At 63.4% G+C, this 23,611-nt stretch carries 22 protein-coding genes; 11 read left to right on the top strand and 11 right to left on the bottom strand.

Annotated features, from left to right (window positions below; translation table 11 throughout):
• Positions 1 to 12: 12 nt before the first annotated feature.
• Together hisI and folE are read right to left on the bottom strand one after the other, a co-directional pair.
• Positions 13 to 441, bottom strand: coding sequence for a phosphoribosyl-AMP cyclohydrolase (hisI, locus tag C7G61_RS18445; RefSeq protein ID WP_108516803.1), 429 nt, complete (start codon positions 439 to 441; stop codon positions 13 to 15).
• 28 nt (positions 442 to 469) lie between these two features.
• Entirely contained in the window at positions 470 to 1,192 is a 723-nt protein-coding gene (folE, locus tag C7G61_RS18440; RefSeq protein ID WP_108516801.1) for a GTP cyclohydrolase I FolE, read from the bottom strand.
• 230 nt (positions 1,193 to 1,422) lie between these two features.
• Here folE and C7G61_RS18435 point away from each other — a divergent pair, with 230 nt between their 5' ends.
• Positions 1,423 to 1,872 carry an iron-sulfur cluster assembly scaffold protein gene (locus C7G61_RS18435; RefSeq protein ID WP_108516799.1) on the top strand — a complete coding sequence of 150 codons (450 nt, stop codon included), beginning with the start codon at positions 1,423 to 1,425 and terminating at the stop codon, positions 1,870 to 1,872.
• 140 nt (positions 1,873 to 2,012) lie between these two features.
• On the opposite strand, the gene C7G61_RS18430 is transcribed toward C7G61_RS18435, so the two are convergent.
• Positions 2,013 to 2,948: a COG3904 family protein gene (locus C7G61_RS18430; RefSeq protein WP_108516797.1), complete on the bottom strand. Its 936-nt coding sequence runs from the start codon at positions 2,946 to 2,948 to the stop codon at positions 2,013 to 2,015.
• A gap of 238 nt (positions 2,949 to 3,186) precedes the next feature.
• Between C7G61_RS18430 and yidD the strand changes: the two genes are divergently transcribed.
• Complete coding sequence (yidD, locus tag C7G61_RS18425) at positions 3,187 to 3,540, top strand: membrane protein insertion efficiency factor YidD (protein WP_108516795.1); 354 nt, start codon at positions 3,187 to 3,189, stop codon at positions 3,538 to 3,540.
• Positions 3,541 to 3,574: 34 nt separating this feature from the next.
• On the opposite strand, the gene C7G61_RS18420 is transcribed toward yidD, so the two are convergent.
• Positions 3,575 to 4,792 (bottom strand): hypothetical protein, encoded by a 1,218-nt coding sequence (locus C7G61_RS18420; RefSeq protein ID WP_108516793.1) that lies wholly within the window; start codon positions 4,790 to 4,792, stop codon positions 3,575 to 3,577.
• Between the two features lie 2 nt (positions 4,793 to 4,794).
• Positions 4,795 to 6,168 carry an APC family permease gene (locus C7G61_RS18415; RefSeq protein WP_108516791.1) on the bottom strand — a complete coding sequence of 458 codons (1,374 nt, stop codon included), beginning with the start codon at positions 6,166 to 6,168 and terminating at the stop codon, positions 4,795 to 4,797.
• Between the two features lie 297 nt (positions 6,169 to 6,465).
• Here C7G61_RS18415 and C7G61_RS18410 point away from each other — a divergent pair, with 297 nt between their 5' ends.
• Positions 6,466 to 7,788, top strand: coding sequence for an alpha/beta hydrolase (locus tag C7G61_RS18410; protein ID WP_420836771.1), 1,323 nt, complete (start codon positions 6,466 to 6,468; stop codon positions 7,786 to 7,788).
• A 59-nt stretch (positions 7,789 to 7,847) separates the two neighbouring features.
• Here C7G61_RS18410 and C7G61_RS18405 read toward each other — a convergent pair whose 3' ends face one another.
• Positions 7,848 to 9,008, bottom strand: a complete 1,161-nt coding sequence (locus C7G61_RS18405) for an MFS transporter (RefSeq protein ID WP_420836770.1) — start codon at positions 9,006 to 9,008, stop codon at positions 7,848 to 7,850.
• A 314-nt stretch (positions 9,009 to 9,322) separates the two neighbouring features.
• Between C7G61_RS18405 and thrS the strand changes: the two genes are divergently transcribed.
• The gene (gene thrS, locus C7G61_RS18400; RefSeq protein ID WP_108516788.1) at positions 9,323 to 11,368 is read left to right on the top strand and encodes a threonine--tRNA ligase; all 2,046 of its coding nucleotides are present in this window, start codon (positions 9,323 to 9,325) and stop codon (positions 11,366 to 11,368) included.
• 82 nt (positions 11,369 to 11,450) lie between these two features.
• Entirely contained in the window at positions 11,451 to 12,014 is a 564-nt protein-coding gene (locus C7G61_RS18395; protein ID WP_108516785.1) for a nitroreductase family protein, read from the top strand.
• Between the two features lie 182 nt (positions 12,015 to 12,196).
• On the opposite strand, the gene C7G61_RS18390 is transcribed toward C7G61_RS18395, so the two are convergent.
• A complete protein-coding gene (locus C7G61_RS18390) occupies positions 12,197 to 13,312 on the bottom strand; it encodes a hypothetical protein (protein ID WP_420836772.1) in 1,116 nt (371 codons plus the stop codon).
• A 233-nt stretch (positions 13,313 to 13,545) separates the two neighbouring features.
• Between C7G61_RS18390 and C7G61_RS18385 the strand changes: the two genes are divergently transcribed.
• Positions 13,546 to 14,616 carry a patatin-like phospholipase family protein gene (locus C7G61_RS18385; RefSeq protein WP_190241871.1) on the top strand — a complete coding sequence of 357 codons (1,071 nt, stop codon included), beginning with the start codon at positions 13,546 to 13,548 and terminating at the stop codon, positions 14,614 to 14,616.
• 303 nt (positions 14,617 to 14,919) lie between these two features.
• Here the strand turns inward: C7G61_RS18385 and C7G61_RS18380 are convergent, their stop codons facing one another.
• The gene (locus C7G61_RS18380; RefSeq protein WP_108516781.1) at positions 14,920 to 15,348 is read right to left on the bottom strand and encodes a CBS domain-containing protein; all 429 of its coding nucleotides are present in this window, start codon (positions 15,346 to 15,348) and stop codon (positions 14,920 to 14,922) included.
• Positions 15,349 to 15,538: 190 nt separating this feature from the next.
• Positions 15,539 to 16,336, bottom strand: a complete 798-nt coding sequence (locus C7G61_RS18375) for a rhomboid family intramembrane serine protease (protein ID WP_244608344.1) — start codon at positions 16,334 to 16,336, stop codon at positions 15,539 to 15,541.
• Between the two features lie 548 nt (positions 16,337 to 16,884).
• On the opposite strand from C7G61_RS18375, the gene C7G61_RS18370 reads away from it, so the two are divergent.
• From C7G61_RS18370 to C7G61_RS18350, 5 genes are all read left to right on the top strand, one after another.
• A complete protein-coding gene (locus C7G61_RS18370; RefSeq protein ID WP_108516776.1) occupies positions 16,885 to 17,439 on the top strand; it encodes a PAS domain-containing protein in 555 nt (184 codons plus the stop codon).
• Positions 17,440 to 17,666: 227 nt separating this feature from the next.
• The gene (locus C7G61_RS18365; RefSeq protein ID WP_108516774.1) at positions 17,667 to 18,446 is read left to right on the top strand and encodes a transporter substrate-binding domain-containing protein; all 780 of its coding nucleotides are present in this window, start codon (positions 17,667 to 17,669) and stop codon (positions 18,444 to 18,446) included.
• Between the two features lie 22 nt (positions 18,447 to 18,468).
• Positions 18,469 to 19,131, top strand: coding sequence for an amino acid ABC transporter permease (locus C7G61_RS18360; protein ID WP_108516772.1), 663 nt, complete (start codon positions 18,469 to 18,471; stop codon positions 19,129 to 19,131).
• Positions 19,132 to 19,134: 3 nt separating this feature from the next.
• On the top strand, positions 19,135 to 19,785 hold the full coding sequence (locus C7G61_RS18355; RefSeq protein WP_108516769.1) for an amino acid ABC transporter permease: 651 nt from the start codon (positions 19,135 to 19,137) through the stop codon (positions 19,783 to 19,785).
• Positions 19,772 to 20,500: an amino acid ABC transporter ATP-binding protein gene (locus tag C7G61_RS18350; RefSeq protein ID WP_108516767.1), complete on the top strand. Its 729-nt coding sequence runs from the start codon at positions 19,772 to 19,774 to the stop codon at positions 20,498 to 20,500. The genes C7G61_RS18355 and C7G61_RS18350 overlap by 14 nt, the downstream gene beginning before the upstream one ends.
• A gap of 153 nt (positions 20,501 to 20,653) precedes the next feature.
• Here the strand turns inward: C7G61_RS18350 and C7G61_RS18345 are convergent, their stop codons facing one another.
• Positions 20,654 to 22,252, bottom strand: a complete 1,599-nt coding sequence (locus C7G61_RS18345) for an FAD-binding oxidoreductase (RefSeq protein WP_108516764.1) — start codon at positions 22,250 to 22,252, stop codon at positions 20,654 to 20,656.
• Between the two features lie 83 nt (positions 22,253 to 22,335).
• Complete coding sequence (locus tag C7G61_RS18340; RefSeq protein WP_108516760.1) at positions 22,336 to 23,505, bottom strand: saccharopine dehydrogenase family protein; 1,170 nt, start codon at positions 23,503 to 23,505, stop codon at positions 22,336 to 22,338.
• Positions 23,506 to 23,611 lie beyond the last annotated feature (106 nt).

Below are 23,611 nucleotides of genomic sequence, written 5' to 3'. Positions count from 1 at the left end.
GACGAACCGAAGCTATTCGCGGTAAACCGCCTTTGGATCGAACAGGCGGTCGGCGTCGACGAATGACAATCGCGCGCCGCCATCGGCAGAATCGACCTTGCGGTAGAAACACGAGCGCCGGCCGGTGTGACAGGCCGCGCCGATCTGCTCTACCCTGATCCAGACCGCGTCCTGGTCGCAATCCAGGCGCATCTCGACCACGCGCTGGGTCTGACGCGACGTCTCACCTTTTCGCCACAACGCGTTGCGCGAACGGCTGAAGTACCAGGCCTCGCCGCTCGCGATCGTCTTGCGCAGCGCCTCGTCATTCATGTGCGCGACCATCAGCACGTCGCCGGTCGCAGCGTCGGTCGCGACAACAGTCACGAGCCCGGACGCGTCGAATTTGGGCTGGAATTCCAGCCCTTCTTCGCGATCGTGATCATGTTTTGAGGTGGACACGGCTGGCCTCGCCAAAATTCAAGCGAGGTTACCGGCTCGGTCCTCGCACCAGGGACAGGAAACGCTGCTGCTCCGCCGGATTGTCGCGGAACATGCCGGTGAACCGGCTGGTGAACGTCATCGCGCCATGCTTGGCGACGCCGCGCACCGACATGCAGGTATGCTCCGCCTCGATCAGCACGGCAACGCCCCGGGGCTTCAAGACCTCGTCGATGGCGGCCGCGATCTGGGCGGTCAGGTGCTCCTGGGTCTGCAGGCGACGGGCGAAGATATCGGTCAGCCGCGCCAGCTTGGACAATCCCACCACCCGCTCGACCGGCGTATAGGCGATATGGGCCCTGCCGTAGAACGGCATCATGTGGTGCTCGCATTGCGAGGTGAATTCGATGTCGCGGACCAGGACGAAATCGTCATAGCCGGCGGTTTCGCCAAAGGTGCGGTCGAGCACTTCGGCCGGGCATTGGTGGTAGCCCTGATAGAGTTCGTCGAAGGCTTCGACCACCCGGCGCGGCGTATCCAGCAGGCCCTCGCGGCCGGGATTCTCGCCGATATAGCTGAGCAAGACGTGCACGGCCTGTTCGGCCTCCGCGCGCGACGGGCGCGGCAGGTCGGCGCGAACGGCAGCCGCCAGGAACTCGGCCGGATCGAGCTCGGCCGGGCGGGTTTCCGGAGCCACATCGGGCGATTTGACTTCAGAAGGCTTCAAGTCAGGCGCCTTGCCGGGGCGGAGGGATTTGATCAATGCGTCCATGTCTTCTCCGTTCGACCGGCCCGAAGGACCGGAGTGTCACCGGGCAGACGGGGCGGGTTTGCCGCCGGACGCCTGAGTCCCATCACAATACGTTGGCGGGCGAATTGGTTTCCATTTCGGCACGCCTCGGCGAAAGGCCGGGCTGTTTTTCGGCCGTTCCTGTCCATATATAGGACGATGAAACCCAGCCGCCAAGGGCGCTCAGACCGTCGCCCGGGACACCGATTCTCATGCTGAACGACATCTACAACAAGCGGATCATCGAACTGGCGGGCAATATCCCCCGCCTCGGCCGCCTCCCCGACCCCCATGCCAGCGCCACCGCCCACTCCAAGCTGTGCGGATCGACCGTCAAGGTCGACCTGAAGATGGAGGGACCCGTGGTCACCGACTTCGCCCATGACGTGAAGGCCTGCGCGCTCGGCCAGGCCTCTTCCTCGATCATGGCAAGCCATGTGGTCGGCTCGACGGCTGGCGAGTTACGTGAACTGCGAGAAACCGTGCGCAAGATGTTGAAAGAAAACGGCGGTCCCCCGCAAGGCAAATGGGCCGACATCGCCTTGCTGGAACCGGTGCGCGACTACAAGGCCCGCCATGCCTCGACCATGCTGACCTTCGACGCCGTGGTAGATGCCATCGGCCAGATCGAGGCCAGAGCGAAGCAGCCGGCGCAGGCGTAAGGGGCGTCCCCACATACCGCCGTCATACCCCGCGAAGGCGGGGTATCCAGTACGCCGGGAATTCTCGATTTATCACCAGCGCCGCGGCGTACTGGATCATCCGCCTTCGCGGATGATGACACCGTCTGCCAGAATACGGCTTACTTCTGCTGCGGCTGAGCCGGCTGCTGCGGATGCGCCGGCGCAGTCGCGGAGCCACCGGTCGGAGCCGCGGCCTCGGCGGTCTTGGTGGACTTGCCCTGCGGTTGCGCGTCGCCCCCGACGGTGGAACTGACGAAGCGGTCCTGCGGCTTGGCAGGCTTCGCCTCGGCCATCGGCACCGTTGCATTGTCCTGCGGGAACACATCGGCGACCGCATCGGTCGTGACGAGATTGGTCAGGCGCAATTCACCGCGCGACATCTCGTGCAGATCTTCCCACGGCGGCACACTGAGCGCGAGCGAGAGCAGATCGCCGGTGCCGCCCATGTCGAAGGTAAATTTCGCGAGCCGGCCGATGTCGCGCTCCACGATCATCAGGTCTTGCGCGGTGTAGGTCGCGGCCTTGGCGTCGTCGGCGCGATCGCCCATCCAGATCTGGTGCACGCGGACATGCGCGCCCGGCGGCACGTAACGGGTCTTGCCCGAGAGAAGCAGGAACACGCACATCGACTCGCAATGGGCTTCCGGCGTCACGCTCGCGCGTTCGCCTTGCGGGGCCTGCGTGCGCACGGTGGCGCCGACCGTGGTCAGCGCGCCGAGACCGCGGAACCGGCGGCCAAGCGCGATGGAATCGTTGACCGAGCCGCCGCTGGAATCCAGCACGATGGTCGCGCCGGCGAGCTGCCGGCCCTTGGCGAACTCGTCGAACTCCCTCGGACTATCTGATGTCACGATGCCGACCGCTGAGACCCAGCCCCTGCAATCGGGCTGGCAAGCATTCCACTTGAAATGCATCGGCAGCTTGCGTTCTTCGAGGGTGCCGCCGGCGTGCGCCGAGTTGCCCAGCGTCGTGATCGCGCCAGGCAATGCGAGACAAAAGGCGGTGGCGCCAAGGAGCGCCCAGCCGCGAGCTTTCAGCGACCTCACAAACCTCAATTTGGTTCCTTCCCCCAAGCCCCCTTTAGGGAGCGATGGCAACGGCCCCACTTCAGCGCGACATGATTCTGTCATCGAAGCGTGGCTCAAACGGTAACTGTCCTGTCCTGTGTCGTCCATAATACCTTGGCGTACTCCGGTATACTGCGGTGCGATAGTTGCGAACTGTGGCGTAAATATCTGCACGCATTGAGTTCCGCGCTTGGGAACACCCGAAAAACTACGTACATAGTTCAGCATGGCGCCCGCGGATCATTCATCATCACCTCCAAAACACTGCACGGATTGTGCCAACATTGTCCGTCGTCTGCCGCGCAATGCAGGGCGCGGACTGATCTGGATCTACCGCCACACACTATCGCTGCTGGTCGGCTACAACTGCCGGCATCTGCCGACATGCTCGGTGTATGGCGACGAAGCAATCGAACGCTTCGGTCTATGGGGCGGCGGATGGATGACGCTGGCGCGGATCCTGCGCTGCCAACCCTGGGGCACATCCGGCATCGACAATGTGCCGCTGATCACCCCCCCGGGCGCGCGATGGTATCTGCCGTGGCGTTATGGTCGATGGCGCGGCGTCAACGGCGGATGAATACGAAGCTTGCGGCACGCCTGCGTTCCGTCGCTCACCGCCAGAAGAAAAATCCGCCTCTCGGCTGCGGTCCGATGTCCGCCGGCGGACGCGGCTTTCGCACGCGCGGCGGCGGCGGTGGTGGGAGTTCGGTCGACGACGTCGCATCGGAACTGGCCGGGCCGTCGTCGGGCAACCTCACCGACAGCAGCAAATTCGTTTCGGGCGTCCGCCAGCGATAGCCGATGCCGAAATCGATCGGCTGCGCGCGCCGGAACAGTGCGGCATATGAATCCTGATAGCGTCCCGGGAATTCGTCGATCGGCCCCAGATAACGGCCGAACGGGAAGAAGCGCCACTTCTTCGTGCTGTAATAGCCAAGCGGAATTCCGGAATCGTCCTGGATGATGGTGGCGCTGTTATTGAGCAGGAAGTCGCGCACCGTGGTGAAGTTGCCGGAATGCAGCAGATAGGAGGCGCTCTTGATCAGGCTGTTGCCGGGCGCGAGCGTCGCACAGAACTTCAGGAACCCGCTCCCCTTCACGCCGGAGTTGGAAAGATCGGTCGAGAAATAATACAGGGTCTTTTCCTGACCGTCGCTGCCGGCGAACATGATGCGCACGCCGCGCACGGCATTCGGTCCGGCATTCTCGCCTGCGAGATATGCCGCGCCCTGGTCGTCCAGCGAGATCGGACTGACGCTCTTCACGGTCATGCCCGAGCGCGCCAGGAACACGTAGAGGATCGGCAAGGTACCGCTGATCTGGCCCGCCTGCAGATCGGTCTTCATATCCTTGGTGATGAAGAAGCTGAAGCTCAGGATCGAACCCAGCGAGCGCTCGACATTGTAGAGCGCTGACGCAATGCCGCCGCGCGGCAATCGCGAGAGGTCGGGCACCGAGCCGACCGGCTCGAGCGCACTCAGCACGTAGGTCGACGCCTTGGAATGGAACGCGTTCGCGTAGAGAAAGTCCGGGCCTGAGAACATGTAGAACATGGTCGGCTTGGGCGCCGCCAGATTAGTATCCACCCAGGCACGGATCCGCGACAACTGGCGCTGCTCGAGTTGCCCAAACGCGGTGTCGAAGAATTTGGCGTGACGCTGCCAGGCCGGCTCCTTGGTGAGCGGCGCCAGCGGCGAATCCACGGAAGGCATCATGCCGGCCAGAAATTTCGCGGTATCGTCCACCGTTGCGGTTTGGGCATGGACGGTAGCCACAGCCGCCAGCAGCATGACAGCAGCAAGCGTCGCCGTTTTCAGGGAATGCAGCATGTTCATTCGCGACCCGCGGATACGGCCGCGGGGGCTTGATCTGCCCGCTTGCGGAAGACGGCGTAAATCAGGAGACCTGAACACATGATCAGAAGACCCAGCAGCGACTGCAACGGCCGTTCGGTCAAAAGGTAGTACATCATGAACCCGGTCACGAGCAGGAAAACCACAGGGGTTACCGGGTAGCCCCAGGCACGGTAGGGCCGCGGCAGATCGGGGTGTGTGATGCGCAGCTTGATCACACCGAGCACGGTAAAAAACGAGCAGAACAGCAGCGCAAACTGGATGAAGTCGAGCACCGCCTCGAAGCTGCGCGTAAACAGCATCAGGCTCGCGACCGTGAGCTGAAACAGAATGGCGTAAGCCGGCGCGCCGCCGGTCGAGCGGCGAGCGAACGCCCGCAGCACCGGAAGGTCCTCGCCCATCGTCATCATGACGCGCGGCCCGATCCACATCATCGCGCTGATCGAGGAGATCAGACCGAAGCAGATCATCGCGCCGACGATGCGGCCGCCGAATTCGCCGAAGATGTAGCTGCCGGAGATGCGTGCGACGTCGAGTTGGCCTGCCAGCTTGTCGATCGGCGCGGTGTGCAGGAACACCGCGTTGAGCGCCACATACAGCACCAGCACGATCAGCGTTCCGAACAGCATCGCCCGCGGCACGTTGCGCTCGGGCAACCTCACCTCACCGATGATGTAGGTTGCCGCGTTCCACCCCGAGAACGAATACATCACGAACACGAGGCTGATCGCGAACGGCGCGCTGACGATATGGGTGAAGTCGGAAGCCGATGGCGCGAACGATACCGGCTGCGCCGTGCCGATCACAAAGCCGCTGACCAGGAAGGCTACGATCAGCAACACCTTCAGAATGGTCGCGATCAGTTGAAAGTTCGAGGAATGCCGCACGCCGGTGAGTTGCACCAGCGACACCAGCCAGACCACGCCGACCGCAAGCACGAGCGGCGGCGCGTTGGGCACGACCGACTTGCCATACTCGCCGAATGCCATGGCGGCCAGCGCCACGGGCGCGGCGAAGCCGACGGTTGCCGAAACCCAGCCCGCCACGAAACCGAAGGCCGGGTGATAGGCCCGGCCGAGGAAATTGTACTCGCCGCTCGAGCGCGGAAACATCGCGCCCAGTTCACCGTAGGAAAACACCCCGCACAACGCGACGATGCCGCCGATCGTCCACAGCAACAGGATCGAAAAGCCCGAGGGGATGTCCTTGACCTGAAAGCCGAGGCTGGTGAAGACGCCGACGCCGACCATGTCGGCAACGACGATGGCAACCGCCACCAGTACCGAAACGCTGGAGCCGCTGCCGGAGCGCGAGCCGGGCCACGCCGGGCTTCCCGTTTCTGATGCCGCCATCTCGGACCGTACCTTCAGCGCCGCAGCCAGGAGCTGCCATCGTGCAGGCACACGCGCTTCAATTCAAGCAATGTTAACAATGGTTTAAATTGAGAGACAAAATAGGTTCTATGGTACCGCCAGCCTCCCCGTGGCACTACCGGATTGCGAAAACATCGTGACGGTCCCACAATCGCGACACGATTGCATGGTCTCCTCAGGGCTTCCGGACGTGGGGAGTTTTTCCGGACGCTTAATGTCGCCTAAACGCGTGCGAGCTTACGCCGGTTGACGGTCGATCTTGGGACATTGGGGTGGATGGTCGGAGCAATTCCGAAATTCCTGACAGCTGATCGCGCCAACCGGGCAGCGTCCCCGGTCATGCCGCGCCGCGCCTTGCCGTTCCCCTTGCCGCTCCGATGGCATTGGGTTGCGATGGCTGCGCTGTGCATGCCGCTGGCGTTTGTCCTAGTTCAATGCGGCAAGGCGCCAAGCGCGGGAATGCTGGCGGCGAACACGGATGGCGCAAAATCCCGGGCCGCAAAGTCCCGGACTTCAATCGATACGTTTGACGACCGTTTCCCCCAGCCGCGATTTGCCGACCGTTTCCCGACCGCCAATGAAAGCCTGCCGCAGGTCCAGCGCCAGGTTGCGCTGGCGCCTCAGCCGCGCGCCGCGCGTACCGAGCCCGTGAGGGTCGCGTCGCTGACGCAGACGCTGGCGCTGCCCCGCAGCGAGCGCGAAGAATTGACCACGCTGGTCAGCATGAAGTCCTCGGCCTTCCCCTATTTCGGCACCAATCCGCGCTCCGAAGAACCGTTCCTCAACATCTCCAAGGGCGACCGCAAGGGCCACCGCAGCTATGGCGGCCGGGTCTATTGGCAGGACGAGACCTACAACGACAGCCGCGTGCTGGTGCATGTCCCCGAGACGTTCGATGCCAGGAAGCCGGGCGTGATCGTGGTGTTCTTCCACGGCAATGGCGCGACGCTGGAGCGCGACGTCCGCGACCGGCAACTGGTGCCGCAGCAGATATCGGATTCCGGCGTCAACGCCGTGCTGCTCGCGCCCCAGCTCGCAGTGAACGCCGCCGATTCCTCGGCCGGCAAGTTCTGGCAGCCGGGCGGCTTCAAGCGCTTCATCGATGAGTCGGCGAGCCACCTCGCCCGCCTCTACGGCGATCCAAAGTCGGCGCAGGCATTCGCGAACCTGCCGATCGTGATCGTCGGCTATAGCGGCGGCTTCCTGCCGACCGCGTGGAGCCTCGAGGTCGGTGGCGTCCCCAACCGGGTCCGCGGCGTGTTCCTGCTCGACGCCGTCTACGGCGAGCTCGACAAGTTCGCGTCCTGGATCGAGAAAAACCGGACCGGCTTCTTCGTCAGCTCATATACCCGCTACACCAAGCGGCACGACCAGGAACTGATGCAGATGCTCCGCGACAGAGGCATCACGGTCACCGAGAGCATGGACGGGCCGCTGCTGCCCGGCAGCGTCGTGTTCGTGAAGACGCCCGACGGCGTCACCCACCGCAACTACGTCACGCAGGCCTGGACCGAGCATCCGGTGAAGGACGTGCTGGTCAAGATGGCGGCAACGCCCGCTTTGACCCGGGTCGCCAGCACACCCTACGCAAACCGGTAACCGCCTCTTCGCCGCGCCATCGCGGCGTGTGAGCCGTCATCCGCTTTGATCATGTTCCGCTAAAGACTATTTTTCGGTTTGGTCAGGATCACCGTCACCAGCGCCAACGCAACGAAGGCCGAGGCGACGTAGCCTGCGGCGTAGAGAAGATCGTGCGCGTATAGAAAGCCGCCGATCGCCGATCCCACCGCCTGCCCGATGTAGAGCACCGACGTGTTGAGCGACACCGTAGCGGATGAGAGCGCAGGTGCCGCGCCGACCAGCCGCACCTGCTGCATCGAATTGGTGGAGGCAAAACCGAGGCCCCAGATCGCGACCGACACAGCCATCAGCGGATAGATGCCGGCGCTGAGCGCCCAGCCGGCCACGCCCGCCAGCAACAGCACCGTGAAGAATACCGACGTCTTCCAGGCGCCCCAGGAATCGACGATGCGGGCTCCGATCGCCGTGCCGATGACGCCGCACACGCCGTAGACGGCGAACACCAGCCCGATCGCATCCGGCCCTGCCCCCGTCAGCCTCGCCAGCAGCGGCGCCATGAAGGTGAACACCACGAACTGACCGGACATCTGCAGCGTGGTGATTAACAGCAACAGCACGATCAGCCTGTTGCGGCCGATAGCGGTCCATGTCTTGAGGTCGACCGGCGCACCCATCAGCCCACGCGGCAGGCGCCAGGCCAGAAGAAGGAAGCTTACGCAGCCGATCAGGCCAATGCTGCCATAGGCTGCGCGCCAGCCATACCGACTGGCAATGAAGGTGATCAGCGGCAGGCCGACCGCCGCCGCCAGCGACCAGCCGAGAAAGATGTAAGCGATGGTGCTGCCGCGCTTTTGCTCCGGTACGATCAGCCCGGCCGTTCCCGCCGCCTGCGGCGTGTAGAGCGCGCCGACCGCGAGCATCACCAGGCGGATGATCAGAAGACTGGTGTAATCGGGCGCGAGGGCGGAGGCGAAGTTGGTAAGCGCAAGCACTGCGAGCGTCGCCGTCAGCAAGGTGCGACGATCGATCCTGGAAGTCAGCCACGCCGTAACGGGTGAACCGATGCAAAGCATGATCGCACCGAAGGTGATCAGAAGACCCGCAGTGCGAATGCTGACGTCAAGATCGGAAGATAACTCGCCAAGCATGCCTGCCGGCGCCAGCACCGAGCAGCCGATGACAATGTTGCCGAGCATGAGTGCGCTGGGCGCAAAGCGGCGTTCGGCATGGACGGGCATGGGCACATGTTTCATGCACATGCATGTACGCGGCGAGCCCCGCCAAGAAAAGGCCGCGATGCCGGACTATTTGTCATCGCTGTCATGAGATTTATTGATTTGATTCCGCTGATGCCTCGCGGGCTCTGCGTGCGTTGACTGTGAAGAAGTAATCCGTTTTTCCGGGCAACGAGGCTCAGGCTGCAGCCCCCCGCGGCGGCTTCCATCACGCCCAATTTAGCAAATTGCCCGATTGCAGGCGCCGAATCCCCTGCTATACCGCAGCATTCCGCTTACCTGCGCTCGTTCGCAGGAGTGAGCTTTAGGAGACTGATATGCCTGACCAGAATACGCCTGCATCCGGATTCCAGTTCGGCCTTGCAAATTTGAAACCGGCCGAGCCCTTGGAAAAGATCACCCTCACCTTCCCCGACGGCGCCAAGCGCGAATACGCCAAGGACATCACCGGGCTCGACATCGCCAAGGGCATCTCGCCCTCGCTGGCCAAGCGCACGGTGGCGATGGCGCTCGACGGCGTGGTCGCCGACCTCAACGATCCGATCGCGCACGACGCGAAGATCGAGCTCATCAACCGCGACGATGCGAGGGCGCTGGAACTGATCCGGCACGACTGCGCGCATGTGCTGGCGGAAGCCGTGCAGTCGCTGTGGCCGGGCACGCAGGTCACCATCGGCCCGGTGATCGAGAACGGCTTCTATTACGACTTCTTCCGCAACGAGCCGTTCACGCCGGAGGATTTCGCGGCGATCGAAAAGCGGATGCGCGAGATCATCGCGCGCGACAAGCCCTTCACCAAGGAAGTGTGGGACCGCGAGAAGACCAAGCAGGTGTTCCGCGACAAGGGCGAGGCCTTCAAGGTCGAGCTGGTCGACGCCATTCCCGGCGACGAGCCGATCAAAATCTATTTCCAGGGCGACTGGTTCGATCTCTGCCGCGGCCCACATATGAGTTCGACCGGCAAGGTCGGCAACGCCTTCAAGCTGATGAAGGTGGCGGGCGCCTATTGGCGTGGCGACTCGAACAACCCGATGCTGACGCGCATCTACGGCACGGCGTTTGCCAAGCAGGAAGAGCTCGACGCTTACCTCAAGCAGATCGAGGAAGCCGAGAAGCGCGACCACCGCAGGCTCGGCCGCGAGCTCGACCTGTTCCACTTCCAGGAAGAAGGCCCCGGCGTGGTGTTTTGGCACCCGAAGGGCTGGACAATTTTCCAGGCGCTGATCGCCTATATGCGCCGCCGCCTCACCGGCGACTACAGCGAGGTCAACGCGCCGCAGATCCTCGACAAGGCGTTGTGGGAAACCTCGGGCCATTGGGACTGGTACCGCGAGAACATGTTCGCGGCGCAGTCCGCCGGCGATGAGGCCGAGGACAAGCGCTGGTTCGCGCTGAAGCCGATGAACTGTCCGGGCCACGTGCAGATCTTCAAGCATGGCTTGAAGAGCTACCGCGACCTGCCCTTGCGCCTTGCCGAATTCGGCGTGGTGCATCGCTACGAGCCGTCGGGCGCCATGCACGGCCTGATGCGCGTGCGCGGCTTTACGCAAGACGACGCGCACGTTTTCTGCACGGAGGCCCAGCTTGCCGACGAGTGTCTCAAGATCAACGAGCTGATCCTGTCGACCTATGCCGATTTTGGCTTCGAGGGCGAACTCACGATAAAACTCTCGACCAAGCCGGACAAGCGCGTCGGCACCGACGAGATGTGGGACCATGCCGAGCGCGTGATGGCCACCGTGCTGGCAGAAATTCAGGCCAGCGGCAGCAACCGTATCAAGACCGCGATCAATCCCGGCGAAGGCGCGTTCTACGGACCGAAGTTCGAATATGTGCTGCGCGACGCCATCGGCCGCGACTGGCAATGCGGCACCACGCAGGTCGACTTCAACCTGCCGGAACGTTTTGGCGCGTTCTATATCGATGCCGACGGCTCCAAGAAGGCGCCTGTGATGGTGCACCGCGCGATCTGCGGCTCGATGGAACGCTTCATCGGTATCCTGATCGAGCATTTCGCCGGCAACTTCCCGCTCTGGCTGGCGCCGACCCAGGTGGTGGTCACGACCATCACCTCCGAAGGCGACGAATACGCCAAGGTGGTTGCGGCCGCCGCCAGGCGTGCCGGCCTGCGCGTCGAGATCGACCTGCGCAACGAGAAGATCAACTACAAGGTCCGCGAGCATTCGCTGGCGAAGATCCCTGCCCTGCTCGTCGTCGGCAAGAAGGAAGCCGAGACCCATTCGGTCTCGATCCGCCGGCTCGGCAGCGATGGACAGAACGTCATGCCGACCGCCGAGGCGCTGGCCGCGCTCGTCGAGGAAGCAACCCCGCCGGACGTGAAGCGGGCGCGGTCGGCGGTCTGATCATAATCGGTCTAAATCGGCTTCCGCTGGACCGGCTGTGCCACTATCTCTGGCACAGCCACTTCCGACGAAAGAGACCCTTGTGCCCGACGCCATTGAACTCCTGAAGATCCGCCGCTCGGTCAAGCCCCGCGAGATGAGCGGGCCTGGCCCGACGGCCAGCGAACTTGAGACCATCCTGACCATCGGCGCGCGGGTGCCGGACCACGGCAAGCTGACGCCGTGGCGCTTCATCGTGTTCGAGGGCGACGGACGCCTCCGCGCTGGCGAGGTCATCGCGCGAGTGTTCGCGAAAAAGAATCCGGCAGCGCCGGCCGCGGACATCGAGATCGAAAAGCGCCGGCTGATGGATGCACCGCTGGTGATCGGTGTGATCAGTTTCACCAGGCCGCATCCAAAAGTACCCGCCCTGGAGCAGGAACTGTCGGCCGGCGCCAGCGCGATGAACATCGTCAACGCGGCCACCGCGCTCGGCTACGGCGCCTGCTGGCTCACCGGCTGGTTCGCGTTCGACCGCGAGGTGCTCGACGGGCTAGGACTGAAAGCGGATGAAAAGCTCGCCGGCTTTATCCATATCGGCACGGCAGCCAAGCCCGCGGAGGACCGTCCGCGCCCGGCGCTGTCGGATATCGTGACGCGGTTTTGAAGCCGACGCGCCGTTGCCGGACATGACGATGCCGCGCGGCGGCGCGTGACGGCGGACCATCTCGTGCCCGGACGCAAGCGGTGCGCGTGCTCAGAGCCGGCACATTCTACTTTGCATGGGGTTGTTTTCGCAATTTTTGTGTCCGGCTCCTGCGGCGTACCCGCTGCGTCCGGGAGCCGCGGCTAGCGTGCGACGACCTCGACCTCGGCGTCGACGCCGTTGACGACGTTGAAGGGACGCTCGAACACCTTGCCTTCGTTCTTGGCGATCGCCCGGTATTCGCCCTCGGACAACACGACGCGCGGAAATGCGCCGATCGATTCCTTGATGACGTCGCCGCCCGGCGTGATCACCGACCACGCGGTGTTGGCGAGCGCCTCGCCGCCCCGGTCGCTGACGAGCTTAAGCGTGATCACCGCCGCGCGGTGGCTGACCGTCACGTCCGTCAGCTTGCCGGCCTGGACGCGGATGTCGGAGCGCACGACGGAGTTGGCGTCGCCATAGTTGGAGATGATGTAGTAGGTCCCCTCCGGCAGCAGCGCGACGTCGCCTGCGGCCACGTTGGGCACCAGCGACTGGCGTTCGGCGCCGGCGCCACCTTCGAACTGGCTGCCCTTGTAGAGCGCGAACGAAATCTGGTTCGGCGGAATCTTGCTAGAGCCGACGCGGCCTTCGATGCGCAGTCCGCCGGCCGGAAGCACGAAGGCCACGCGATCGGTCTCCGCCTTCAGGCTCACCGCCCGCACCGCGCTGACCAGGCCGAGCGCGACGTGGACGACGTAACTGCCGGGCGGCAGCACGATGTTCGGCGTCGCGCCGCGCTCCTCGCGGATCAGCTTGAACGTGCCGGTGTCGTCGGGCTTGTCGGCGAACACCCGCCACACCAGCCCGCCGTTGATGACCGGCAGATCCTTGCCGTAGCGCGCCGTCAGCGACAGCACCCCCTGATTTGGAGCTGCGGGCCCCGGTGAAGGCGCCGCCGGCGAGATCGTCGCGATCGACGGGGGCACAATGGTGGGCTGGTTCAGCGGCGCCGGAAGCGGCGGGATCGTTCCCGTCCCCGACGGTGGGGCCAGATTCATGGCGGGCGCGGTCTGGACATCCGGAACGGCGGCTGGCGGCACCGGTGGCGGGCGGTCCGAGAACATCTGAGCCGAGGCCGGGGCCGGAAGCAGTGCAGCCAGCACCAAGGCAATCGTCAAGGCAATCGTCGAGGCACGCATCAAGGCAAGCGCCAGCGCCGGAAAAGGCCATCCGCCCCGCCCGTTTCCAACGATACCGTGACCGTCCGAAATCATGGCCATGCTTTTCACTGAAAACGCGGCAAATTCAAGCCTCCGTCGCGCAAGTTCGGCCGGCGGCGCTGGCGGAACCGGCTCCGGCACCCAATGTTAATGCTGCGGTCGCGGTCCAGTCACATTCCCCGCCTAGGCCCGCTTTGCAGGACATAAACCATGCAGGCGGATCGGAATGGACTGTTCTGGCGCGGCCGCGCCGCGGCGAATATCGTTGAAGCCGCAGGAGAGTTTACGTGTTGGATAGCTGGATGGGCCGCGGCCAAAAGGGCTCCGATGCCCAAGAAAAGGCCCAGGACAAGGTAGGGCTCGGCAGTATCCGCCGGCCGGTAATCGGGCTCGCGCTGGGCGGCGGCGCCGCTCGCGGCTTTGCCCATATCGGCATCGTCCGGACGCTGGTGGCCCACGGAATCATTCCCAACGTCGTGGTCGGAACGTCAATCGGCGCCGTGGTCGGCGGCGCCTATGCCGCCGGACATCTCGACACGCTGGAAGAATGGGCGCGCAGCTTGCAGCCGCGAAGCGTCCTCTCCTATCTCGACATCCGCCTGAACGGTTCGGGCCTGATCGGCGGCGCCAAGCTTGCGGCCGAACTCGAGGCCGCGGTCGGCCAAAGCCTGATCGAGGACCTGCCGGTGAAATTCGCCACCGTTGCGACCGAAGTCCGCACCGGCCACGAGATCTGGCTGACCCATGGCCCGATGGTGGACGCGATGCGCGCCTCCTATGCCCTGCCCGGAATATTCTCGCCGGTGCTGATCGGCGACCGCTGGCTGGTCGACGGCGCCATGGTCAATCCGGTGCCGGTGTCGGCGGCGCGCGCGCTCGGCGCGGAGATCGTCATAGCCGCCAATCTCTCCAGCGACGTATTCTCGCATTCCACGACGATCTATTCCCACGGCCCCACGGCCGGCGTTTCGGTTTCGGTGATGCCGGAAGCGCTGCCCGAACCCGAGCCGCGCAAACGCGGTATCGGAAAATTCTTCTCCGCCGAGCGCACCATGAAGCGTGAGTTCTTCGGCGGCGGCGGGCGGCCCGGCATCTCCTCGGTCATGGTCGATGCCTTCAACATCATGCAGGACCGCATCACCCGCGCACGGCTGGCCGGCGATCCGCCCGATCTCCTGATCTCGCCCCGCGTCGGCAAGATCGGCTGGTTCGATTTTCACCGCGCCGACGACCTGATCGCGCACGGCGTGCGCGCCGCCGAGCGCGCGATCGAATCGATCCAGGAGGCGATCCACATTCTGGCGCCGCCGCAGGCAGGCGACGCCGCGCCGGCGGTGGAAAAGGCCGAAAAGGAATAGGGAGACGGAGTTTACTGCGGGTTTGCACCTGGCTTCCGGCCGGGGGATCGGCGCTCGGTTGGACAAACCTGAGTGGCGCCTTCGTAGGTGCAGTTGGTGGTCAAGGGCTCTCCACAGACCTTCTTCAATTGGCTATGCGAGACACAATGATTATCCCTGTCGCGCCAACCTGGACCGCCTTTGCAGCCGCATCCTTGGCACACGCAGGCAAGCGCCGGCTGGCTAGCCTGAACGAGAGTCAGAATTGAAAACAAGGCGGCGCCGGAAATGAAGGCCTCGGTCCTCATTTCAACGAACGCATCGTCAGGCCGTCTTGATATAGTCGCGTAGCGCTTCCTGCTCGGTCTCGAATTCATGGACCCGTCGCTTGACGATGTCGCCGATCGAAATCAGGCCCACCACCTTGCCGTCCTCGATCACGGGCAAATGGCGGAACTTGCCGAGCGTCATCATTTCCATGATGCCGGCAACGGTGTCGGACTCGCGGCAGCTCACGACCTTGCGCGTCATGACCGCGCTGACCGGTTCCTCGAGCACCCTGGCGCCGCGCTCGCCCAGCACCCGGACGATATCGCGCTCCGAAAGGATGCCCTCAAGGTGCCCCTGGTTCATCACCAGCACGGCGCCAATCTTGCGTTCGCCAAGGACCTTGATCGCAGCCGAAAGCTTGACGTCCGGCTCGACGCTCTGGATCTGATGGCCCTTGGTATCGAGAATTGAACGTACCGTCATTGTCGCCTCCCTGAATCCGTTCGCGCCCTCTGGGGCCCGACTTGTTCGCGAGTCTTCAATCAACAGTTCCGCGCCGGTTTCATTCGGGGCACGGTTTACAAGCGCGGCTGTCGTGCACGGCAGCGGCATAGGCTTGCGTTACAACTTTATGTGGATGATGAATGAAATCGTCCTTCGCCGCAAGCGACGATCAGACGCGGCCGGGCTCATCCGGCGATGAGGCCTCGGCGGCATGATGCATCGCACGCGGCACCGGGTCGAACAGCGAAAACAACATCAGGCCGGCGAGAAATCCGCCGATATGCGCCTGCCAGGCGACACTGGCGCCCTCGGAGCCGATCGAAATCGACCCGAGGCCGAAGATGATGTTGACGCCGAACCACACCGCCAGAAATCCGAGCACGCGCGGGTTGCGCAACGCCCGGGCAAGCGACAGCGCTGGAACCTTCGCCGCGGCATCCGCATCCCCCCGGTGGAACGAAAGAAAACTTCCCCGCACGAAGGCGAAGCGGATGGCGGCGGCCATGGCGCCGGACACCGAGGCCGAGGCGCCGATCATCGGCGCGATCGCGTGCTCATGGGTGACGAGATGCGCCAGTGCGCCCGCCGCGGCCGTCACCGCCATGAAAACGAAGAACCTGACAGGACCGAACCGGCGGGCCAGCGCGCTGCCGAACGGCAACAGCCAAAGCACGTTGAAGCCGATATGGCTGAGATTGGCATGCAGCAGGGAATAAGTGACGAAGGTCCAGACCTTGGCGCCGGCCCCGCCGGGGAAAGTGATGTTGAGCAGCGTGGAATCGTAGCGCTTCGGAATGAAGCCGAACACGTCGATGGTCCAGTTCTCCAGTTCCACCGGCAGCAGCACGCGCAAATGAATCGCTGCGATCAGCGCGACATAGGCCGTCAGCGCGCCCGGCAGCGTCAGGATCGGCTCGTGCGGGGCGTCCGGCGGCTCGAGCTGGGATGAGTAAGACTGGGAATCCAAAGGCCAGGACCTTGCAAGGCGGCTTCGAGGGGTATTGGTCCAGATAGGCGGCTTTGCCCGCCCTGTGCAAGTGCACAATCGACAATTCGGGGCCAGGGCGGATTTCTGCAGGTACATGGACCCCGGCGCTGCGCCGGCGTCCGGGACATGATGTCGCTGCCAAAAGAACAAAAAGAAAAAGGGAGGATGCTGAGAACATCCTCCCTTGTCTTGCTGATCTTCTCGCGCCCCTGGAGCCGGGATTACATCCCCACCCCTCCCCGCGCGATGACCAAACTGTTTGACGCTGCCTGTGTACCAACTGCGCCGAGAACCCAGAGATAAGCCGGCGCCGTCTGATGTGTTCCACACTACGCACGCCGCCCCGCCTTCGCCAACCTCATAGTTAATTTAACGTTAACAACGCAAAGCCGTGACTCGCGCGGCCAAATCGCCTTCCCGGCATGGACGCTGCAAAGCCTGTCCTGCACAACACAGAAGGGAAGGCGTGTTGCGCAAAAGCGGGACAGAAGTGTCTCGCTCAAGGCAACCCGGGGCGAGGATTAGTTATGAAACACCCATCGAGCCGTAAGTTCTTCGCCTATTGGGATGCGAAGCGCGGCGATGCGCGGGCGCCGGACCGCAGCGAGATCGAACCCGGCGCGGTACGCGAACTGCTCGGCGACATCTTCGTGCTGAACTACGACAACGATGCCGGCTACCCGTTTCGCGTCGCCGGAACCCGGGTCTGCGCCCTGCTCGGTCGCGATCTGAAGGACACCAGCTTCTCCGCGCTGTTCACGGCGGACAGCCGCCGCGAGATCGAGGACATCGTCAGCTACGTCGCGGAAGAAATGCTGGCGGCGATTGCCGGCATCACCGCGACTTCGGACGACGGCACGACGGCGCATCTGGAGTTGCTGCTGCTGCCGTTCAACAACCGCGCGCATGCGCCGATCAGCCTGACCGGAGTGCTGGCGCCGTTCGAAGGCGACCTCGGCACGATCAGGGATTTCAAGGTGACATCGTGGCGCTATCTGCACCGGCCGCAAAAGCTCGTTCCGCGCGCCTTGCGCAAGCTCGCCATCGCGCGCGGCTTCATGGTGTATGAAGGCCTGCGGTAATCACGAACCGACGGGTTCAACGAACGCCGCAGCACAACGCATGGTCGCGTCACCATGCTCGAAAACGACCCACAAAAAGCCTCCAAAAAATGCAACGCGAAGCATTGCCTAAATGCGAGGCGTCAGGCAGGGTCGAATCGCGACGTGGAGCCGGGCCACATCAGCCGAAATACGCACCGAGAGGAATCTCGGAGGCGGTGAATTGGCGTAACCTCGGAGATATTAGAATGCCCTTCAAGAAACTGTTGCTTGCCGCTGCACTTGTCACTGCCGCGGTGGCGACGCAGGCCCATGCCGACGCGCTCGACTCCATCATGAAGTCGAAGGTGATCAAGATCGCGGTGCCGCAGGATTTTGCGCCGTTCGGCTCAGCCGGCCTCGATCTCAAGCCGCAGGGCTACGACATCGACATGGCCAATCTGATCGGCAAGGAACTCGGGGTGAAGACCGAGATCATCCCGGTGACCAGCGCCAACCGCATTCCCTATTTGCAGACCAACAAGGCCGACCTCGTGATCTCAAGCCTCGGCAAGAACGAGGAGCGCGAAAAGGTCATCGACTTCTCGATCGCCTATGCGCCGTTCTTCTCCGGCGTGTTCGGCACCAAGGCGATTACGGTTGCGAGCGCAGCCGATCTCAAGGGCAAGACCATCGGCGCCACGCGCGGTGCGATCGAAGAACAGGCGTTGACCGCCTCGGCGCCACCGGACGCGACCGTCAAGCGTTTCGAGGACAACAACGCCACCATCGCCGCCTTTGTGTCCGGCCAGGTCGACTTGATCGCTACCGGCAACACGGTGGCGGCCGCGATCGCCGAAAAGGTCCCGGCGCGCGCGCCGGCGCTGAAATTCGTGATCAAGGACAGCCCCTGCTATGTCGGGCTCAACAAGAACGAGCCCGCGCTGCTCGCCAAGGTCAACGAGATCATCACCAAGGCAAAGGCTTCGGGTGATATCGCAAAACTTTCGGAGAAGTGGCTGAAAGCGCCCTTGCCGCCCGGCTTCTAAACGCCAACGCCGGGGCACCCGCGTGTCTTACAAACTGCAATTCGCCGAACTGCTGCCCTATTGGAGCGTGCTGCTGCAGGGGCTGATCTTCACGATCGTGCTGACGGTCGTGTCGACAGTGGCCGGCATCGCGGTCGGCACCGCCGGCGCCTCGGCGCGCACCTTCGGACCCGTTTGGCTCGGCCGCGTCGTTGCGGTCTATGTCGAACTGATCCGCAACACGCCGTTCATCGTGCAGCTGTTCTTCATCTTCTTCGGCCTGCCGGCGATGGGGCTGAAGCTCAGCGAGACCACGGCCGCCTTCCTCGCCATGGTGATCAATCTCGGCGCCTACTCGACCGAGATCATCCGCGCCGGCATCGAGGCCGTGCCCAAAGGCCATATCGAAGCCGGCCTCAGCCTCGCCATGACCAAATGGGAGGTGCTGCGCCGTATCGTGTTCAACCAGGCATTCCGCAAGATCTATCCGGCGCTGTCGTCGCAGATCATCATCGTGATGCTGGGTTCGGCGGTGGTATCGCAGATCTCGGCGGAAGACCTCACCTATGCCGCGAACTTCGTGGCGTCGAGGAACTTCCGAAACTTCGAAGTCTATTTGCTGGCGGCGCTGGCCTATCTCGTGCTGGCGATGCTGACGCGTTCGCTGCTGCGGGCGCTCGGCCGCGTCATCTTCAAGGCGAGGTGAACCATGCTGCAGTTCAGCTTCTGGGACATCCTCTCCAACCTGCTGATCGCCACGCAATGGACGATCGTGCTGTCGCTGATCGCGTTTGTCTGCGGCGGCATCGTAGGCCTGGTCCTGTTGTTCATGCGCACCTCAGGGATCGCGCCGCTGGAATGGTTCACCAAGACCTACATCGAGTTCTTCCAGGGCACGCCGCTCCTGATGCAGCTCTTTCTGTTTTTCTTCGGCATCGCGCTGTTCGGCGTCGAGGTGTCGCCATGGACAGCGGCGACGCTGGCGCTGACGTTCTGGACCAGCGCGTTCCTGACCGAGATCTGGCGCGGCTGCGTCGAATCGATACCGAAGGGCCAGTGGGAGGCGTCATCCAGCCTCGCGCTGAGCTACATCGAGCAGATGCGCTACGTCATCCTGCCGCAGGCCTCGCGCATCGCGGTCGCGCCGACCGTCGGCTTCTCCGTGCAGGTCATCAAGGGCACCGCGCTCGCTTCCATTATCGGCTTCGTCGAACTGACCAAGGCCGGCACCATGCTCAACAATGCGACCTTCCGGCCGTTCCTGGTCTACTCGCTGGTCGCGTTGATCTATTTCTGCCTGTGTTTCCCGCTGTCCTGGTGGGCGAAAAAAATCGAGGGCCGCCTCAATGTCGCTCGTTAGCATTCGTGACGTCAGGAAGAGCTTTGGTGCGAACGAGGTGCTGAAAGGCGTCTCGCTCGACATCGCCAAGGGCGACGTGGTCGCTATCATCGGCCGCTCCGGCTCGGGCAAGAGCACCCTGCTGCGTTGTATCAACGGCTTGGAGACCTATCAGTCCGGCACCATCACCGCCGACGGCATCGAGGTCGGCGGTCTGGCCACCAATCTGCGCGAGTTGCGCCGCCATGTCGGCATGGTGTTCCAGCAGTTCAACCTGTTTCCGCATCTGACGGCGGCCGAGAACGTCATGCTGGCGCCCACCGTCGTCAACAAGGTGTCGAAGGCGGAAGCGCGCGCCACCGCCGCCGAGGTGCTGGCCAAGGTGGGATTGTCGGAAAAGATGGACGCCTATCCGAGCGAACTCTCCGGCGGCCAGCAGCAGCGCGTCGCCATTGCCCGGTCGCTGGCGATGCGGCCGAAGGTATTGCTATGCGACGAAATCACCTCGGCGCTCGACCCGGAACTGGTGAATGAAGTGCTGCGCGTGGTCGAGCAGTTGGCGCGCGAGGGCATGACGCTCATTCTGGTAACGCACGAAATGCGCTTCGCGCGCGACGTCGGCACCAAGCTCGTCTTCATGCACCACGGCAAAGTGCATGAGGAAGGTGTTCCGAAGGAGGTGTTCGCCGCGCCGCGAACGCCGGAATTGCAGCAGTTCGTGGGCCAGGTCGGCTGACCCAGGCCTTGAACCCATAAATCTACCGAGCGGACGGCTTGCCAGGTCCGCTATGCGACGATACTGGACGAAATTCCTCATCCATCGCACCGACCCGTGCACCGCAGCAAATAGCACAATTATTCGCTTAGTCCGTTGGCGCGTCGATCCGTGTTACGGATCGATGAGCACTCCCGGGTTGAGCATGCCTTGTGGATCGAGTTCTCTTTTTGCCGCCCGAAGCGCGGTCGCGAAAAGACCCGGGCGTTGGCGATCGTACCAAGGCCGATGATCACGGCCAACAGCGTGATGATGCGTAATCGTACCACCCGCCTCAATCAGCGCGTCGCTGGCCGAATTCTTGATCGCCTGCCACTGCTCCAGAAGCGCACCGTGGCGACCGAGTGCGTGGAAAGAAAAATAGGGCGCGGGCCCGTCCGGATAGACATGGGTGAAGCGGCATGTGACCTCGCCTTTCAGGCCAGTCGCTTCGAGGATCGCACGCTCCGTCGCCGCCTTCACTTTGTCGTGGAAACTTTCGAACCGATCCCAGGTGATGGCGGTCTCAAACGTGTCGTTGATGAGACCGGCGGGTGTCAAAAACTCGCGCGCATAAGGCATGCGAATAAAAGCGTTCCGCCAGATTCCTGCTGCGCCTTCGAGATGTGCGTCGCTGCCTTTTGCGGCTTCCGGCGTCCCGCCATGGTCGGCGCAGCATTCGAGCGCTCGTGCCATCCAGGCATCCGGCGAATGGTCGCCGGATTCAAAGCCGAGCACCATGATCGCGGCACTGCCGTCGGCCGCACCGGTGTTGAACGCCTCTTGCGCGTCAAGGATGCGACAGTTCGATGGATAGAGGCCGGCCTGTGCGATGGCGCGCAATGCGCGTGCCGCACCGAAGAACGAATGAAAACGAACCGATGTGCCGGCGCGGAATTTCGGACGTGGCTGCAATCGCATCCAGGCGCGCGAAATCACGCCGAGCGTGCCTTCCGAGCCTATGAACATGCGGTCGGGGCTCGGTCCAGCACCCGATCCCGGCAATCGACGCGTTTCGAGTATGCCGCGCGGCGTCACGACGCGCAGGCTTTCGACGAAATCATCTATATGCGTGTAGAGACTGGCGAAATGACCACCCGATCGCGTCGCGATCCAGCCGCCAAGGGTTGAATATTCGAAACTCTGCGGAAAATGCCGCAACGTCACGCCGTGCGGTTTAAGCTGGTTCTCCAGTGATGGACCAAAGGCACCGCCTTCGATCAGTGCGGCGCGCGATATCTGATCTACCTCGACAACCTTGCCAAGATTGCGCAGGTCAAGTGTGACGGCCGCCTTGTAGCGAAGCCCATCTATTCGCGGCTCGACGCCACCGCAGACGCTCGACCCGCCCCCGAACGGCGTCAGCGAGGCGCTGACACCACCGGCCCAGTCCATCACAGCGGAAATTTCTGCTTCGTTTCGCGGATATGCGACCACATCGGGCGCGCTATCGTAGTCGCCGAGCATGGCTCGCACGTAGTCTGGATAGGATTTTCCGTAGGTATGCGCGACCCGGTCGTAGCGTTCGCTCGTACAGAAAGCTGCAAGTGAGCTCGGCAATGCAACGCGCGGCGCGCGCAGTGCCAGGTCCTCGACACGCGGCACGGCTTTTGTCTCAAACGCATCGCGCGCGAATTTCGCGTGGTAACGGCCGAGCACGAAAGCCTGCTCCTCGGCGGTCATGCCTTCGTCTTCGCGGCCCCAGCCGTAATGTTTTAGCCTTGCACCGCTCATGGCATCCTCCCTGCTTTTTTTCAGTTTGTGATTTCCGAGATCGCCGCGGTATCCAGCGCGCCGCTGCAGTTCTGAGCGTTACCTCAACACGCGTTGAAGGTGAGGCCGGCGCGCTCCTTCAGACGCTTGCGCAACGCCGGACCCATCAGCGCGCCCGGCGTCCAGATGCCGCCATCGCCCTGCACGTCGCGCGCAAGGCAGAGAGCGCTCTCGGCGATCATCTTGCTGGCCGAGCCGTAGCCCGGATCGCGGTCGCCCGTGACTACCGCCTCGACCCGTCCGCCATCCGGCAGCTCGCCCAGGAAGAGGATGTCGTAGAAGCCCTTCTCGCGCTCTTCCCTGGAAGGGCCTGCGCCGCGCTTGAGACCGCCGGTCCCGAGCAAGGAAACCATCGTGGCGAACGTCTCCGTCGCCACACCAGCGATTTCCCCAAATCCCGGCGCGACCATCATCTCGTCGTAAACGAAGTCCGTGCCGTAGGGATGACCCAACAGGAAATTCGTGCGGTGCACATTCTTGGTGTTGATAGGCGCCATTGGGAACGGGACAAGCAACACGTTCAGGCTCGGGTCGTATTCGGGAATAAGGCCCGACGGCTGAGACGGTCCGGTGAACCCCGGCGTCAACGCGAAGGGATCGGTCAGCAGCCGGATCAGGGCCGGGTCGCGTGCGGCGGCGGCCAATGTCGCCTGAGCACTCGCCGCGGTGCCGCCAGACATGCCGCCTTTCACCTTGCGCAGGCGGGCCTTGACCCGTCGCGCCGGGCGTCCGAATTTCTCGCGCGCCTTCTCCTGCAACGTAAGTACGCCGAGATCGAACGGGATGGAATCGAAGCCGCAGGAGAAGACGATGCGCGCGCCGGTCCGTTTCGCCTCTTCGTGATGGGCGTCGATCATGCGCCGCATCCAGGCCGGTTCGCCGCACAGATCAACATAGGCCGTACCCGTGGCCGCGCAGGCCGCCAAAAGCTCGGGGCCGTGGAGCTGATAAGGCCCGACCGCCGTGATGATCACGGCCGCACGCTCGCACATCGAACGCAGGCTGGCCGGTTCGGCGGCATCCGCGATAACCAAAGGCAAATCGTCTGGTGCGCCGATGTCGGCACGCACCTTCTGGAGCTTGTCGGTCGAGCGCCCCGCGATCGCCCAGGACGGAGCATCGTCGCCGCGACAGGACGTCGCCAGATACTCGGCGATGAGACGACCAGTGTAACCCGTTGCGCCATAGACGATGAGGTCGAAGTCCGGCTTCACGACTTGGTCCTCCTCTATATCCGGGAGAGTTAGCTTCAGATCCGTGTGCAATCGCAGGACACGAGGACGCTCAGCACGAGCAGCAAGAACCATTTGAGGGGCCGCC

Source organism: Bradyrhizobium algeriense (assembly GCF_003062295.1).
GTDB lineage: Bacteria > Pseudomonadota > Alphaproteobacteria > Rhizobiales > Xanthobacteraceae > Bradyrhizobium > Bradyrhizobium algeriense.
This window is presented reverse-complemented; position numbering and strand designations above follow the sequence as displayed.